General features: G+C 69.8%; 14 protein-coding genes. 2 read left to right on the forward strand and 12 right to left on the reverse strand.

Annotated elements, in window-relative coordinates:
• Positions 1–55: 55 nt before the first annotated feature.
• The 7 genes from ASE56_RS10050 to ASE56_RS10080 all read right to left on the reverse strand — a co-directional run bounded on the left by ASE56_RS10050 (position 56) and on the right by ASE56_RS10080 (position 6,680).
• The gene (locus ASE56_RS10050) at positions 56–1,849 is read right to left on the reverse strand and encodes an ABC-F family ATP-binding cassette domain-containing protein (protein WP_056228673.1); all 1,794 of its coding nucleotides are present in this window, start codon (positions 1,847–1,849) and stop codon (positions 56–58) included.
• 230 nt (positions 1,850–2,079) lie between these two features.
• A complete protein-coding gene (locus tag ASE56_RS10055) occupies positions 2,080–2,997 on the reverse strand; it encodes an ABC transporter substrate-binding protein (RefSeq protein WP_056228676.1) in 918 nt (305 codons plus the stop codon).
• Between the two features lie 38 nt (positions 2,998–3,035).
• A complete protein-coding gene (locus tag ASE56_RS10060) occupies positions 3,036–3,797 on the reverse strand; it encodes an ABC transporter permease (protein ID WP_056228679.1) in 762 nt (253 codons plus the stop codon).
• The gene (locus ASE56_RS10065) at positions 3,794–4,474 is read right to left on the reverse strand and encodes an ABC transporter permease (RefSeq protein ID WP_056228682.1); all 681 of its coding nucleotides are present in this window, start codon (positions 4,472–4,474) and stop codon (positions 3,794–3,796) included. Before ASE56_RS10065 ends, ASE56_RS10060 begins: the two co-directional genes overlap by 4 nt.
• Complete coding sequence (locus tag ASE56_RS10070) at positions 4,471–5,295, reverse strand: ABC transporter ATP-binding protein (RefSeq protein WP_056228686.1); 825 nt, start codon at positions 5,293–5,295, stop codon at positions 4,471–4,473. The genes ASE56_RS10065 and ASE56_RS10070 overlap by 4 nt, the downstream gene beginning before the upstream one ends.
• 14 nt (positions 5,296–5,309) lie before the next feature.
• Positions 5,310–5,612 (reverse strand): DUF427 domain-containing protein, encoded by a 303-nt coding sequence (locus tag ASE56_RS10075; RefSeq protein WP_056228689.1) that lies wholly within the window; start codon positions 5,610–5,612, stop codon positions 5,310–5,312.
• A gap of 135 nt (positions 5,613–5,747) precedes the next feature.
• Positions 5,748–6,680 carry a 4-(cytidine 5'-diphospho)-2-C-methyl-D-erythritol kinase gene (locus tag ASE56_RS10080; RefSeq protein WP_056228692.1) on the reverse strand — a complete coding sequence of 311 codons (933 nt, stop codon included), beginning with the start codon at positions 6,678–6,680 and terminating at the stop codon, positions 5,748–5,750.
• A 241-nt stretch (positions 6,681–6,921) separates the two neighbouring features.
• Here ASE56_RS10080 and ASE56_RS10085 point away from each other — a divergent pair, with 241 nt between their 5' ends.
• Entirely contained in the window at positions 6,922–8,502 is a 1,581-nt protein-coding gene (locus ASE56_RS10085; RefSeq protein ID WP_056228695.1) for a stealth family protein, read from the forward strand.
• Here the strand turns inward: ASE56_RS10085 and ASE56_RS10090 are convergent.
• Together ASE56_RS10090 and rsmA are read right to left on the reverse strand one after the other, a co-directional pair.
• On the reverse strand, positions 8,453–9,388 hold the full coding sequence (locus tag ASE56_RS10090; protein WP_056228699.1) for a phosphodiesterase: 936 nt from the start codon (positions 9,386–9,388) through the stop codon (positions 8,453–8,455). The genes ASE56_RS10085 and ASE56_RS10090 overlap by 50 nt on opposite strands.
• A 288-nt stretch (positions 9,389–9,676) precedes the next feature.
• A complete protein-coding gene (rsmA, locus tag ASE56_RS10095) occupies positions 9,677–10,519 on the reverse strand; it encodes a 16S rRNA (adenine(1518)-N(6)/adenine(1519)-N(6))-dimethyltransferase RsmA (RefSeq protein ID WP_056228703.1) in 843 nt (280 codons plus the stop codon).
• A gap of 67 nt (positions 10,520–10,586) precedes the next feature.
• Between rsmA and ASE56_RS10100 the strand changes: the two genes are divergently transcribed.
• Positions 10,587–12,047: a sugar porter family MFS transporter gene (locus tag ASE56_RS10100; protein WP_056228707.1), complete on the forward strand. Its 1,461-nt coding sequence runs from the start codon at positions 10,587–10,589 to the stop codon at positions 12,045–12,047.
• 97 nt (positions 12,048–12,144) lie between these two features.
• Here ASE56_RS10100 and ASE56_RS10105 read toward each other — a convergent pair whose 3' ends face one another.
• The 3 genes from ASE56_RS10105 to rsmI all read right to left on the reverse strand — a co-directional run bounded on the left by ASE56_RS10105 (position 12,145) and on the right by rsmI (position 15,681).
• Positions 12,145–13,035 carry a TatD family hydrolase gene (locus ASE56_RS10105; protein WP_056229775.1) on the reverse strand — a complete coding sequence of 297 codons (891 nt, stop codon included), beginning with the start codon at positions 13,033–13,035 and terminating at the stop codon, positions 12,145–12,147.
• Positions 13,036–13,142: 107 nt separating this feature from the next.
• Entirely contained in the window at positions 13,143–14,717 is a 1,575-nt protein-coding gene (gene metG / locus ASE56_RS10110) for a methionine--tRNA ligase (protein ID WP_056228710.1), read from the reverse strand.
• 145 nt (positions 14,718–14,862) lie between these two features.
• A complete protein-coding gene (gene rsmI, locus ASE56_RS10115) occupies positions 14,863–15,681 on the reverse strand; it encodes a 16S rRNA (cytidine(1402)-2'-O)-methyltransferase (protein ID WP_056228713.1) in 819 nt (272 codons plus the stop codon).
• Positions 15,682–15,685: the final 4 nt, after the last annotated feature.

A 15,685-nucleotide genomic window follows, 5' to 3' on the forward strand; every position in this document is an offset into this window, starting at 1 on the left:
GACGGCCCGTTCCCTCCGGGGGACGGGCCGTTCGCCGTCGCGGCGTCCCGAGGGCTCAGCCGATGGATTCGGTGAGCTCGAACCAGGTCATCTCGAGTTCGTCGCGCTCGCCCTCGAGGGCCGAGATGCGCTGCATCTCTTTGCCGAGCCCCTCGTAGTCCGCCTGGTCGTGGTCGGCCAACGCCGCCTTCGCCTTGTCGATCTGCTGCTGCAGCTTCTCGATACGGCGTTCGACGGCGGACGCCTCCTTCTGCGCGGCGCGGAGCTCGGCGCCCTGCAGGCCCGGGGTCGCGGAGGCACCGGAGGACGTCGCGGACCGCGAGGGTTCGGCATCCTGCAGCGCCCTCAAACGCAGGTACTCGTCCACGCCCCCGGGAAGATGACGGAGCTTGGCATCGAGGATCGCGTACTGCTGGTCGGTGACGCGCTCGAGGAAATAGCGATCGTGCGAAACGACGATGAGGGTGCCGGACCACGAGTCGAGCAGGTCTTCCATCGCCGCGAGCATGTCGGTGTCGAGGTCGTTGGTGGGCTCGTCGAGGATCAGCACGTTCGGCTGATCGAGGATGACCAGCAGCAGCTGCAGGCGCCGCTTCTGGCCACCCGAGAGGTCTTTCACCGGCGTCGAGAGCTGCGCGCTCGAGAAGCCGAGGCGCTCGAGCAACTGCCCGGGGGTGAGCTCCTGCGACTTCGAGCCGGCGCCGAACGCGTAGGTGGTGCGCAACCCGGCGATGACCACGCGCACGGGGTCGTTCAGGTGCTGGTCGAGCTCGTCGAGGCGCTGGGTGAGGGTGGCGACCTTGACCGTCTTGCCGCGCTTGACGCGGCCGCTGGTGGGCTCGAGGGAGCCGGTCACCAGGCTGAGCAGCGTGGACTTGCCCGCACCGTTCACGCCCAGGATGCCGGTGCGCTCCCCCGGCGCGATCCGCCACTCCACGTCCTTCAGAACCGTCTTGTCGCCGAAGGTGACCCCCGCGTCGAGCAGGTCGACGACGTCTTTGCCCAGGCGGGCGACCGCGAGCGACTGCAGGGCGACCTTGTCGCGGATCTCGGGCACATCGGCGATGAGCTCGTTCGCCGCGTCGATGCGGAACTTCGGCTTCGACGTGCGCGCCGGCGCCCCGCGGCGCAGCCACGCGAGCTCCTTGCGGGCCAGGTTCTGACGGCGTTGTTCGATGGATGCCGCCTGCCGGTCGCGCTCCACGCGCTGCAGGATGTACGCCGCGTAGCCGCCCTCGAAGGGCTCGACGATCCGATCGTGCACCTCCCACGTCGCGGTGCAGATCTCGTCGAGGAACCACCGGTCGTGCGTGACGACGAGCAGGCCGCCGGCCGAGGGCGCCCACCGCTTCTTGAGGTGACCCGCGAGCCACGTGATCGCCTCGACGTCGAGGTGGTTGGTGGGCTCGTCGAGGAACAGCACGTCCCAATCGCCCGACAGGAGCTTGGCCAGCGCGACACGGCGCCGCTGACCACCCGAGAGGTCCCCCAGACGGGCGTCCCAGGGCAGATCGCCGAGCAGGCCCGCGATCACGTCGCGCGTACGGGAGTCGCCCGCCCACTCGTGCTCGGGTCGATCGCCGACCACCGCGTGGCCGATGGTGTCGTCGTCGTCGAGGGTGTCCTGCTGGTCGAGCACGCCGACGGTCACCCCGCCGCGCACGGTCACGCGCCCGCCGTCGGGCTCGCGGATACCGGCGAGCATGCCGAGCAGACTCGACTTGCCGTCACCGTTGCGGCCGACGATCCCGATGCGATCGCCCTCGTTCACGCCGAGCGAGACGGAGTCGAAGACGATCTTGGTCGGGTATTCCAGGTGCAGGGCTTCGCCCCCGAGCAGATGTGCCATATCCGTCCCAGGCTACGCGGTGCCCGAGGCGATCGCGCGCGCCGGGGTGCCGGCATCCACCCGGCCCTCCCCGTGCGAGGCGCTCGGGCGGGTTTCCCTGCGCCGAGACGGCAACCTCCTGACGAATCAGGCGCGATCTGATGCCGACATGTCAGCGGGGTGCCGTCTCGCGGGCGAAAACGACGGCGGGGCCGCCCGGTACCCCGGACGACCCCGCACGACGAAGAGACTCAGAAGCCGTTGGCCGAGAGCCACTCCTTGGCGATGTCGGCGGACGACTTCTGGTCGACCGTGGACTCGACGTTCATCGCGACCAGCGCGTCCTCGGTGAGGGCGGCGCTGACCTTGTTGAGCACATCCGACACCTCGGAGGCGACGTTCGAGTTGACGACCGGCACCACGTTCGACGCCAGGAACAGGCCCTTGGGGTCGGTCAGCGTGAGCAGGTTGTCGGTCTTGATGCGGGGATCGGCCGTGTAGACGTTGGCGACCTGGATGGTGCCCGCCACGAGGTCGTCGACCGTGGTCTCGCCCGTGGGCGAGAACTGGACGTTGACCCCGTAGGTCGACTGCAGTCCGGCCGGCCCGTACGGACGCTCGGCGAGCTCGGCGTTGCCACCGAGCGTCAGGCCCGAGGTCACCTTCGACAGGTCGGCGATCGAGGTGAGGCCGTTGGCGTCGGCGAAGGCCTTCGTGACGGTGTACGAGTCCTGGTCGGTGGCCTGCGACTGGTCGAGGACCTCGAGACCCTGGGGCAGAGCCGCCGGGAGAGCCGCGTAGACGTCATCGGACGTGCGGGCGGTGGTGTCCTTCTGGAAGAACTGCAGCAGGTTGCCGGTGTACTCGGGGAACACCGAGACGGTGCCGTCTTCGAGCAGCGGGATGTACGCATCGCGCTGACCGATCTGGAACTGACGCTTCACGGTCTTGCCCGCGCCCTCGAGCGCCTGAGCGTAGATCTCGGCGATGATCTCGTTCGAATAGTAGGCCTGCGAGCCGACGACGATCGTGTCGGACGACGCCGAGGCGTCACCGCCGCCGTTGCTGAGGGGGTCGCTCGATCCGCCGCTGCAACCGGCGAAGGCGAGGGAGGCGACCGCGAGGCCTGCGACGAGGCCGAGGCCCTTCTTGGTTCGTGCTGTGAACATGGGTGCTCTCTTTTCTGGTGATTCGGGAATCGGGTGGGTCAAGGGGTCGCCGGAGGCGCCGTGGGCGCCCCGACGGCGAGGGCTTCCGCGCGACGCTGACGAGCGGAGCGCGGCTGCGGCTGGGCGGACCCCGCGGCACGGATGCCACGGGGGACGACCAGATGCTGGAGAAGGGCGAAGAGGCCGTCGATGACCAGCGCGAGGACGGCGACGAGGATCGCCCCGCCGATCAGGATGTCGAAGCGGCGGAGGGGGATCGCGGCGATGATGTACTGGCCGAGCCCGCCGAGACCGATGTACGCCGCGATCGTCACCGTGGCGAGCACCTGCAGGGTCGCCGCGCGAATGCCCCCGACGAGGAGCGGCAGCCCGAGGGGCACCTCGATACGCCACAGGATCTGCGACTCGGTCATCCCCATCGATCGACCCGCGTCGATCACGCGGCGGTCGATCGCCTCGAAGCCGGTGTAGGCCCCGGCGAGGAGGGACGGGATGGCGAGGACCACGAACGAGATGATCGCCGCTTCCGGCTTGTGCAGCACACCGAGAAGGAGCGTCAGCAGAATGAGCAGACCGAACGACGGGATGGCACGAGCGGCGCCCGAGATCGCAACGGCCGTCTCGCGTCCCTTGCCGGTGTGACCGATGTACCACCCCAGCGGGACGGCGATCGCGCCGGCGATGAGCACGGCGACGACCGTGTAGAGCAACTGCACGCCGATCGCGACGGGGATGGCGTCGAAACCTCGACCGGGGTCGCCCGAGAAGATCCACCCGATCGCGTCGCCGAGGAGGTTCATGCCTTCACCAACGTCCGGTTGGCCTGCCGTGAGACGGTCTTCGTCCCGCGCGTCCACGGCATGAGCAGGCGCCCCGCGATCACCAGCAGCAGGTCGATCACGAGGGCGAGCACGACGACCGCCACGACGCCCGCGAAGACCTCGGGGATGATGCGCCGCTGAAGCCCGTTCGTGAACAGGTAGCCGATGTTCTGGATGCCGACGAGGATGCCGACGGTGGCCAGAGCGATCGTGCTCGCCGAGGCGACGCGCAGCCCCGCCAGCACGACGGGACCGGCGAGGGGGAATTCGACCGCCCAGAAGCGCCGGAAGGAGCCGTAGCCGATGGCGGTGGAGGCTTGACGCACCCCGGCGTCCACCGAGTCGAGTCCGTCGGCGACCGCGCGGACGAGGATCGCGACGGCGTAGATGGCCAGGGCGACGATGAGATTCGTCTCGCTGACGATGCTGTACCAGCCGGTGACGACGGGCACGAGGATCAGCAGGGCCAGCGACGGGATCGTGTACAGCAGCCCGGTGATCGTGATGACGCCGCTGCGCACGAGCCGATAGCGCCACGCGACCCACCCGAGCGGAACGCTCAGCACGAAGCCCGCGATCAACGCGACGATGCTTTGACGCAGGTGGATCAGCGTCAGTTCCCCGATGAGGTCGAGATTGTTGCCTACCCAGTTCACGGGTGGGAGTCCTCCACGAGCGCACCCTGCGTGCGACCTTCGGCATCGACGACGACCGTCCCGGTCGGGGTCTGCTTCAGGTGCAGCGCGCGCTTTCCCTTCACCGCTCCGATGAAACTCGCGACGAAGTCGCTGGCGGGGTTCTCGACGATCTCGCTCGGCGTGCCGACCTGGGCGATCTTCGCGCCCTTCTCGAGGATGACGACCTGGTCGCCGAGGAGGAACGCTTCGTCGATGTCGTGGGTGACGAAGACGATGGTCTTTCCGATCTCGCTCTGCAGCCGGATGAGCTCCTGCTGCAGTTCGTCGCGCACGATCGGGTCGACCGCGCCGAAAGGCTCGTCCATGAGCAGGATGTTGGGGTCGGCGGCGAGACCGCGGGCCACGCCCACGCGCTGCTGCTGCCCGCCCGAGAGCTGGCTCGGATAGCGGTCGGCCATGGCGCTGTCGAGACCGACCGTCGCCATGAGCTCGAGGGCACGCGTGCGGGCGGCCTTGCGGCTCTGGCCCTGGAGCACGGGGACGGTCGAGATGTTGTCGGCCACGGTGAAGTGCGGCAGCAGACCCGAGTTCTGCATGACGTAGCCGATGCTGCGACGCAGCTGCACCGCGGGCTTGCCGCCGATGTCGGCACCGTCGATGGCGATCGTGCCCGACGAGGGCTCGACCATGCGGTTGATCATCCGCAACAGGGTCGTCTTGCCGCAACCGGACGAGCCCACGAAGACCGTGGTCTTGCGCGAGGGGATGACGAGGTGGAAGTCGTCGACGGCGCGGGTGCCGTCGGGGAAGACCTTGGAGACGGCCGAGAACTCGATCATGTGCTCACCCGACCTCAGTCGGAGACCACGACCTTCCGGTCGAACGCGACGAATCCGGCGAAGTCCTTGCCCACTCGTTCCACGGCTCCCGGGTAGAGGTCGGGGTACGACCACGCGCCGTCGGTCAGCTCGGCACCGTCGAGTGAGACGTTCCAGTACTGGGCGGCACCCTTCCAGGGGCAGGTGTACGGGGTGGGGCTCTTGTGCAGCGCGCCCTCGCGGACGGACTGCGGCGGGAAGTACCAGTTCCCCTCGATCGAGGCCAGGTCGTCGCGGTCTGCTTCGGCGATCACGACGCCGTCGAGCACTGCCTTCATGGGAAACCCCCTTCGTGGCACCCCGCGGGCACGGCACCCAGCGGTGGCGGTCCACCTCGACTGAGGCTAACCAGGTGGTCGGCATGAAAAGCGAACATTGCTCCGTGTGTCGACCTCGGCTATGGTGCGGCGCGGTCAGACCACTCGAGCACCCGGCACGGGCCCGTGCACGTGCAGAGCGACGAGGCCCGCGGCACTGAGGGTGACCTGCAGGTCGATCGCGGAGGATTCGTCGGCGGCCAGGAACGCGAGGGTCGGGCCGGATCCCGACACGATCCCGGCCAGCGCTCCCGAGCTCTCTCCGCGTTCGAGGACGCGGGCGAGGTCTGGACGCAGGTGCAGGGCCGGCGCCTGGAGGTCGTTGCGAAGGGTTGCGGCGAGCATCCCGGCGTCGCCCTGGCGCAGAGCGTGCAGGACGTCGCGATCGACCGCGGGAACGCGGGGCGCGGGCCCGATGTCGACGGCGTGGCGCCGACGGTGCGCGTCGAGCTCGCCGTAGACGACGGGGGTCGACATGCCCGTCTCGTTCGGCACCAGCACCCAGTCGAAGCGTCCGCGCGCGAGCGCCGGGCTCAGCTGATCGCCGCGACCGGTTCCGACGGCGGTTCCGCCGAGCAGGGCGAAGGGCACGTCGGCGCCGAGGCGAGCGGCCAACCGGACGAGCTCGCTCGTCGGCATCCCGAGTCCCCAGAGGGCATCGCACGCGATCAGTGCGGCGGCCGCGTCGGCGGAACCGCCGCCCATGCCGCCCGCGACGGGAACGGCCTTGCGGACGGCGAGGTGGGCACCGCGGTCGATGCCCGCGGTCTGCGCCAGAAGTCGAGCCGCGCGGACGGCGAGGTTGCGATCGTCGGTGGGGACGCCCTCGATGTCGACCGGACCGCGCGCCGAGACGTCAATCGTGATCTCGTCCGCGGGCGTTGCGACCATCTCTTCGTAGAGCGAGACCGCCTGGAACGCCGTGGCGAGCTCGTGATACCCGTCGTCCTGGACGTCACCCACCTCGAGGAACACGTTGATCTTGCCGGGGGCGCGGACGCGGACGGATGCCGGAGTCTGCGCACTCATCGCGACGACCGCCGTCCTGCGCGCCGGGGGCTCTCGCCGTGTGCGAAACTGGAACGTCGGCCTGCTTCCCGCCGTCGCTCGCAAGGCGGTACGGGGAGGTCCGGGCCGGAGCGAGCGATCTGAGTCACTCTTCGACAGTAGTGCTCCGCTCCCCGTCGTTCGGCGCTGAGGCCGAAACGTCTTCGTAACCCCGGAACCATACGGTGACCGGATCCCATGCACCCACCCCCGAGGAGGCAGAATGCGCCCGATGGTCCCCCTGTCGATCGACACCGACCCCTGGCGCGCCCTGCTGTCCCGGTCCGACATCCGCATGCACGACGGCATCCTGCACGTCGTCGACGACTCGTCGACGCCCGCGATGGCCGAGCGCGACGACCTGCTCACCGCGGCGTCCGCGATCGAGGCGGCCGGTGTGAAGGTGCTCCTCGTGCGCGACGCGAACCGTCGCCCCAAGCTCGTCGTCGACACGGCGGATGCCGAGGCGGCGCTCACCGCTCTGCGCGACCCCGAGCTGGGCCCGGTGTACCTGAAGGCCCGCGGCGAGGACCCCGTACCCGCGCACAGCGTGCACCCCGCGCCCGGATCGGTCCAGGCGTACGCGGTGTTCCGCCCGCGCACCTCGACCGAGGGGTCGTACCGCTACGGTGCCTCTCTCGCTCCGCGACTCGAGCTGTGGCGCTTCGGCGAGAAGACCATCGAAGCCCCGCGCCCGAGCGCCCTCACCCGCCGCAAGTTCGCCGCGGCCGACCTCGACCTCGTCGAGGTGGAGCGGTACGGGCGCCGGTGGATGACCGTCTCGGGGATGTTCGACCCGCACCCCAACGAGTTCACGGCCGACGTCGACATGGTCTTCTCGTGGGTCGACGGCTCGTCGAGCGAGTTCCAACGCCAGCGTGCCGCTCGCATGAAGGGCTACGTCGTCGGCGACGGCGACGACAACGCCGCGCGCTACCGCCAGGTCGACGAGCTGCGTTACGCGCTGCGCAGCGTGCACATGTACGCGCCGTGGGTGCGCCGCATCTTCATCGCGACCGACTCCCCCACCCCCGAGTGGCTCGCCGACCACCCCAAGGTGACGATCGTGCGCAGCGAGGAGTTCTTCGCCGATCCCTCGGTGCTGCCCACGCACAACTCCCACGCGGTCGAGGCGCAGCTGCACCGCATCCCCGGGCTGGCCGAGCACTTCCTGTACAGCAACGACGACATGTTCTTCGGCCGCCCCGTCACCCCCGAGCTGTTCTTCAGCGGCGGTGGGGTCAGCCGGTTCGTCGAGAGCGGCGTGCGCATCGGCAGCGGCCCGGCGCACATCGAGCGCTCGGGCCACGACAACGGCCTGCGCGTGAACCGCGCACTGCTCAGGGAACGCTTCGGCCGGGTCATCACGCTCGACCTCGAGCACTGCGCCACCCCGTTGCGTCGCTCGGTGGCGTTCGAGCTCGAGAAGGAGTTCGCCGACGACTACGCCCGCACCGCCGCGAGCCGGTTCCGTTCGGCCACCGACATCTCGGTGACGAACAGCCTGTACCACTACTACGCGCTGGCGACCGGGCGCGCGATCATCACGACCGAGCCCCGCACCCGCTACGTACAGACCACGCAGCTCGACTCGCTGCGCACCATGGAGCGTCTCGTCTCGCGCCGCGACACCGACATGTTCTGCCTCAACGACGGCAGCGTGCCCGAGATCCCCGAAGAGGTGCGCGTCCCCGCGCTCCGGGCGTGCCTCGAGCGCTACTTCCCGGTCGCCGCCCCGTGGGAGAAGACCTCGGTCAGCGAAGGATCGGCAGCGGCGTCGTCGGCGGCGACACCGGTCCGCTGAACGCCCGCGAGGTCGGGACGACGATCCCGGCATCGCGCAATCGACGCTGGGACTCCTCGGCATCCACGTACTGGAGGGCCGCGCTGGCGGCCAGGGGCACGACCGAGTGCACCACCGTGTCGTCGTAGACGTGCACGATGTTGAAGCCCTGGGCCGCGTCCTGAGGGCGCGTCCCGCCGACCGGGACCATGAGGTCCTGCGTGTAGCAGGTGGCGGATGCCACGGACACGGGGATTCCTGCGAACGTGGCGAACGTGGAGTAGTGCAGGTGACCGGCCAGGATCGCGCGCACGTCGCTGCCGCGCAGCACCCCCGCGAGGCTCCGCTGGTCGCGCAGCTCGACGGAGGCTGCGAGGTCGAGCACGCTGGGTACGGGCGGGTGGTGCATCGCGAGGATCGTGCCGAGCGGGGCCGGCGTCGCGAGCACCTCGGCGAGCCACTCGCGCTGCGCGGCGGTGACCTCGCCGTGGTGCGACCCGGGCACCGAGGTGTCGAGGGTCACGATGCGCAGGCCGTCGAACTCGTCGACGCGATCGACCGGGGCGGTCGCCTCGGCGTCGTCGGCGGGAAGCAGCCGCGACCGGAAAGCCGCTCGATCGTCGTGGTTGCCCATCACCCACACCACGCGGGTCCGCAGGCGCTCGGCGAGCGGCTCGACGAGGGCGCGGACGCGGTCGTACGCGTCGGTCTCACCGAAGTCGGCGAGGTCGCCGGTGAAGACGAGGGCGTTGGGGCGGATTCCCGACGTCTCGATCGCCTCCACCGCGCGGGCGAGGTAGGCCTCGGAGTCGACGTCGTCGTAGAGCGGTGCACCGCCGGCTCGGAGATGGGTGTCGCTCAGGTGGAGCAGCACACGTTCGGCTCGGGGGTACTCGGCGTAACGCATCTCGATCCTCTCGGGCCGTCGGGTACGACCTCGTCACCGGCGTGATGCTCCCGGTTGGCTCGAAATGTTACAGACATGTTTCGGGAACGCGTGATGAACACGGCGGGAATTCACCCCGCGCCGGATCTGGCTCGGCCGCAGCGCAGTGGGCTGAGCACAACCGCGGACGTCGTCGTCGACACGCCGCGTACCGGCCGGCCCGCACGGCGAGTCGCCGAACGCCCCGCCGTCGGGCACACGCGGGCCGCCTGCCGCGCCCCGGCACGGCGGCCGCGATCAGCCGAACCGTCAGGACGACGCGGCGATGCGGGCGTAGTCCTCGACCGTGAGCTGCTCTCCGCGGAGGGTCGGGTCGACCCCGGCCGCCTCGAGGCGCGCCGAGGCTTCGGCCGCGGTGCCGCCGAGCACGCCCGACAACGCCTGACGGAGCATCTTGCGGCGCTGCTGGAAGGCGGCATCCACGATCTGGAAGGTGCGCAGCCGGTGCTCCTCGGTGCCCCGGGGCTCGGCATCCCGATCGAAACCGACCAGCACGCTGTCGACGTTGGGCACGGGCCAGAACACCTGACGCGACACCGTGCCGGCCAGACGCCACGAGCCGTACCAGGCGGCCTTGACGCTCGGGGCTCCGTAGACCTTCGACCCGGGAGGGGCGGCCAGGCGCTCCCCCACCTCGGCCTGCACCATCACGACACCGCGCTGCAGATAGGGGAAGGTCTCGAGGAAGTGCAGGAGGACCGGCACCGACACGTTGTACGGCAGGTTCGCGACCAGCACGCTCGGCTCACCGGGGAGCTCGTCGACGCGCAGGGCATCGGCGTCGATGACCGTGAGGCGATCGGCGGGAACGTCGTGCGCGGCCGCCGTGGCCGGAAGACGCTCGGCGAGGCGGTGGTCGATCTCGACGGCGACGACCGAGGCGCCCGTCTCGAGGATCGCGAGAGTGAGGGATCCGAGGCCCGGACCGATCTCGACGACACGATCGGATGCCGTCACCTGGGCCGCCTGCACGATCTTGCGGACGGTGTTGGCGTCGACGACGAAGTTCTGCCCGAGCTTCTTGGTGGGAGTGACGTCGAGGTCGGCGGCGAGCCGACGGATCTCGGCGGCACCGAGCAGGGAAACGGGCATTGTTCCACTGTAGTCAGCGATCCCGCCAGTACCCGCCGCGTCGCATACGCAGGAGTAGCGTGATGAGGTGAGTCAAACGCAGTCCATCCCCTCGAACGCCTTCACCCTCAGAAGCCCCTACGGGCGACGAGCCATCGGCCTCTCGGTCGCGGCCGCGGTGGGCGGTTTCCTCTTCGGCTTCGACTCCTCCGTCATCAACGGCGCGGTCGACGCGGTCGACGGCAACTTCGAGCTGGGGCAGGTGCTCACCGGTTTCGTCGTCGCGGTGGCCCTGCTGGGCTGCGCGGTGGGAGCCATCATCGCCGGCGCCCTCTCGGACCGCTGGGGCCGGTTGAAGGTCATGCTGCTCGGCGCGGTGCTGTTCTTCGTGTCGTCGATCGGTGCGGCCCTCACCTTCAGCGTGCCCGACCTGATCCTCTGGCGCGTGATGAGCGGCCTGGGCATCGGCATCGCCTCGGTGGTCGCTCCCGCGTATATCGCCGAGGTCGCGCCCCGCCAGATCCGCGGCTCGCTCGCGTCACTGCAGCAGTTGGCCATCACCCTCGGTATCTTCGGCGCGCTGCTGTCGGACGCCCTGCTCGCCAACTCGGCCGGCGGTGCGGCGAACCAGCTGTGGCTGGGCCTCGAGGCTTGGCGCTGGATGTTCCTGGTGGGCGTGATCCCCGCCGCCGTCTACGGCATCCTGTCGTTCACCGTCCCCGAGTCGCCGCGCTACCTGCTCGCCAAGGGCAAGCGCGACGAGGCGAAGGCGATCTTCGCGCGCCTCGTTCCGCCGGCCGATCTCGACAAGACGATGAACGAGCTGTCGAACACGATCGAGGCCGATCGCAAGAACAAGAACGTGTCGCTGCGCGGACCCGTGCTGGGCCTTCAGGGCATCGTCTGGACCGGCATCCTGCTGTCGATGTTCCAGCAGTTCGTCGGCATCAACGTGATCTTCTACTACTCCACGACGCTCTGGAAGGCCGTCGGCTTCGACGAGAGCAACTCGCTGCTGATCTCGGTGATCACCTCGATCACCAACGTCGTGGTCACCTTCGTCGCGATCTTCCTGGTCGACCGCGTCGGCCGGAAGCCCATTCTGCTGACCGGCTCGATCCTCATGACCGTCTCGCTCGGAGCCATGGCCCTGTCGTTCGCGTTCGCGACCGGCTCCGGCCAGGACGTCTCGCTTCCCGCCCCGTGGGGAAGCGTCGCGCTCGTCGCCGCGAACGTCTTCGTCGTCGGCTTCGGAGCCTCGTGGGGCCCGCTCGTATGGGTGCTGCTCGGCGAGATCTTCCCGAGCCGCATCCGCGGCAAGGCGCTCGGTGTCGCCGCCGGCGCGCAGTGGATCGCCAACTTCGCCATCACGGTGTCGTTCCCGGCGATGTCGAGCTGGTCGCTCCCGCTCACCTACGGTATGTACGCGCTGTTCGCCGGGCTGTCGTTCGTCTACGTGCTGCTGCGCATTCCCGAGACCAAGGGCATGGAGCTCGAGCAGACCGAGACCCTTTTCGTCCGCAAGCCGAAGGACAAGGCCAAGGCCTGATCCCGGATGCCAGAAGGCCGGCGCCCCGCGGGGTTCCGGCCTTCGTCGTTCTCAGGGTGGCGTCGAGGGCGAAACCCCGACGGAGATCCGCGCGCGCTCAGTCCTCGAACGCGCCGTAGACCTCCAGCGTGTTCGCGGCGACCTGGGCGCCGAGCTCGTCGGCATCCATCGCCAGCTCTGCCGCGAGGAAGCGGAGCGTCACCGGGATCAGGTACGGCGCGTTGGGGCGGCCGCGGTACGGCACGGGCGTCAGGAACGGGGCGTCGGTCTCGACGAGGATGCGGTCGAGGGGCGTCACCGCGAGCGCGTCGCGCAGGTTCTGCGCGTTCTTGAACGTGACATTGCCGGCGAACGAGAGGTAATAGCCGCGGTCGGCGGCGATGCGCGCCATGCCGGCGTCGCCCGAGAAGCAGTGGAAGACCGTCTTGTCGGGAGCACCGACGCGCAGCAGGGTCTCGAGCACGGCGTCGTGGGCGTCGCGGTCGTGGATCTGCATCGCGATCCCGTGCTTCTTCGCCAGCGCGATGTGCGCCTCGAACGAGCGGATCTGGGCCGGGATGCCGTCGGCCTCGGTGCGGAAGAAGTCGAGCCCCGTCTCGCCGACGGCCCGCACCCGCGGCTCGGCGGCGAGCTCGTCGATGACGGCGATCGCGGCATCCAACTCCCCCGCCTGCTCGTACGCGGGAGCCTCGTTCGGATGGATCGCCACGGCTGCGAGCACGCGCGGGTGCGAGCGCGCGGCCCACGCCGACCACCGCGAGGAGTCGATGTCGCCGCCCGCCTGCACGACCCCGTGCACGCCGACCGCGAGAGCGCGCTCGAGCTGCTCGTCCAACGAGAGGCCGGTCTCGCCGTCTTCGATCTCGAGGTGCGTGTGATTGTCGTAGACCGGGATGCCGAGAGGCTCGGGCGCCGGCGGATAGCTGACGTCGCGACGCCCGTCGACCGAACGCTCGCGCACGTACTGGCTCGGATCGCCGTCGCCGATCGTGTCGCGGGGACGCTCGACCGGCGTCGAGCCGGGGGCGGCGGCCGCTGCGGAGGATCCTTCGACGGACCCAGGGACCGCCGCCGCCGACTCGGAGGGCACCTGCGTCACGCCTGCTCGACGCGCGGGAAGAGCGGGGTGAGCGACGTGACCGTGGCGCCCGCGGGCAGCAGGCCCCAGGCGCCCGCCTGGCGGATCGGCTGCGCGACGAGAGCGCCTAGGCCGTCGGCCGCGCCCAGCGCGACCCACAGCTTCGACGTCGACTCGGGCATGATCGGCGACAGCAGCACCGCGAGGGCGCGCAGGCCCTCGGCCGCGGTGTACAGCACCGTGCCCAGGCGCTCGCGCGTCGACACGTCCTTGGCCAGGGCCCACGGCTCGTTCTCGGTGATGTAGCCGTTCAGCGCGTCGACGATCGTCCAGATCGCCGCGATCGCCTCGTCGGTGCGGAATCGCTCGATGGCCGCGTCGGCGGTGGTCGCGGCATCCGCCACGATCTTCTGGATGGTCAGGTCGCTGTCGGTGTACGCGGCCGGCGCCGGCACGACGCCCTCGAAGTACTTCGAGATCATCGCGACCGTGCGCGAGGCCAGGTTGCCGAAGCCGTTGGCGAGCTCGGCCTGGTAGCGGGCCGACAGGTCTTCCCACGAGAACGAACCGTCCTGGCCGAACGCGATCGCCGAGAGGAAGTAGAACCGGTACGCGTCGGAGCCGAAGACGTCGGTGATCTCGGTGGGCGCGATGCCGGTGAGCTTCGACTTCGACATCTTCTCGCCGCCGACGAGCAGCCATCCGTGCGCGAAGACGCCGCGCGGCACGTCGAGGCCCGCGGCCATCAGCATGGCCGGCCAGATCACGGCGTGGAACCGCAGGATGTCTTTGCCGACCACGTGGAACGCCGGCCAGCGACGCTCGAACTCGGCGGGGTCGGTGCCGTAGCCGACGGCGGTGGCGTAGTTGAGCAGGGCGTCGACCCACACGTAGATGACGTGCGAGGGGTCCCACGGAACCGTGATGCCCCAGTCGAACGCCGAACGCGAGATCGAGAGGTCCTTCAGACCGCTACGAACGAACGACACGACCTCGTTGCGCGCGGACTCGGGGCGCACGAAGTCGGGCTCCGTCTTGTACAGCTCGAGCAGCCGGTCCTGGAACTCGCTGAGCTTGAAGAAGTAGTTCTTCTCCTGCAGCAGCTCGAGGGGCTTGGAGTGGATCGCGCAGACCTTGAGGCCCTCGAAGGGGCCGGTTCCGTCGACGATCTCGGCCTCGGGCTTGAACTCCTCGCAGCCGACGCAGTACAGCGCCTCGTACTCGCCCGCGTAGATGTAGCCGCGGTCGAAAAGCGCCTTCACGAACTGCTGCACCCGCTCTTCGTGGCGGGGCTGCGTGGTGCGGATGAAGTCGTCGTTGGCGACGTCGAGCGTCTCGAGCAGCGGGAACCACGACTCGGTGACGAGCTTGTCGACCCACTCCTGCGGGGTGACGCCGTTGGCGGCGGCGGCGCGGAGCATCTTCTGCCCGTGCTCGTCGGTGCCGGTCAGCATCCAGGTGTCGTCCCCCGCCTGGCGATGCCAGCGGGCGAGCGTGTCGACGGCGACGGTCGTGTACCCGTGCCCGATGTGGGGCAGATCGCTGGGGTAGTAGATCGGCGTCGTGATGTAGAAGGATCGGCCGGAAGTCACCTGGAGATTCTACGGGAGCCTTCGACACGGCCGACCGTGTGACGGGCCCGCCGGCGCTCCTCGCGCGTGAGGCGTCAGTTGGTGTCGCCGAGAAGCGCGCCAGGCGACACATATCGACCCCTCACGCGAAGACGCGCGGAGACGCTCAGCGTTTCACGGCGAGCGCGGCCTGGTACAGCTCGCGCGACGAGTGACCCGTCTGCGACGCCACCTCCGCGGCGGCCTCTTTGAGCCGCGTGCCGCCGCGCACGAGCTCGAGCACCTGGGTCACGGCATCCGGGAACGCCACCTCGCGCGCCGAGGCGCCGCCGACGACGATCGCGATCTCCCCACGCACGCCCTCGGCCGCCCACGCGGCGAGCTCGGCCAGGGTGCCGCGCTTGACCTCTTCGTACAGCTTCGTGAGCTCGCGGCAGACGGCGGCGGGACGATCGGCGCCGAACGCGCTCGCGAGATCTTCGAGAGTGGATGCCAGGCGCGAGGGCGACTCGAAGAAGACGAGGGTCCGCTCCTCCGAGGCGAGCTGCGCGAAGGCCTTGCGGCGCTCCCCCGGCTTGCGACGCGGGAAGCCCTCGAAGGCGAAGCGGTCGGTGGGGAGCCCGGCGACCGCGAGCGCGGTGACGACGGCGCTCGGCCCGGGGATGGCCGTGACGGTCACGCCGGCGGCAGCCGCAGCCGCGACGAGCCCGAAGCCCGGGTCGCTGACGGTGGGCATTCCCGCGTCGCTCAGCACGAGCAGGTCGTCTTCGCGCGCGAGTTCGACGAGCTCGGCCGCGCGCTCCTTCTCGTTGTGGTCGTGCAGGGCGATCAGGCGCGGGCGGTTCTCGACCCCGAGGCCGGCGAGCAGGCGCTGCGTGGTGCGGGTGTCTTCGGCCGCGACGACCGTGGCGTTCTCGAGCGCCTCGATCAGACGCTTCGAGGCGTCGCCCAGGTTGCCGATGGGGGTCGCCGCGAGGATGATCACCGTT

The organism is Microbacterium sp. Leaf203 (assembly GCF_001421275.1).
In the GTDB taxonomy this organism is placed as follows: domain Bacteria; phylum Actinomycetota; class Actinomycetes; order Actinomycetales; family Microbacteriaceae; genus Microbacterium; species Microbacterium testaceum_A.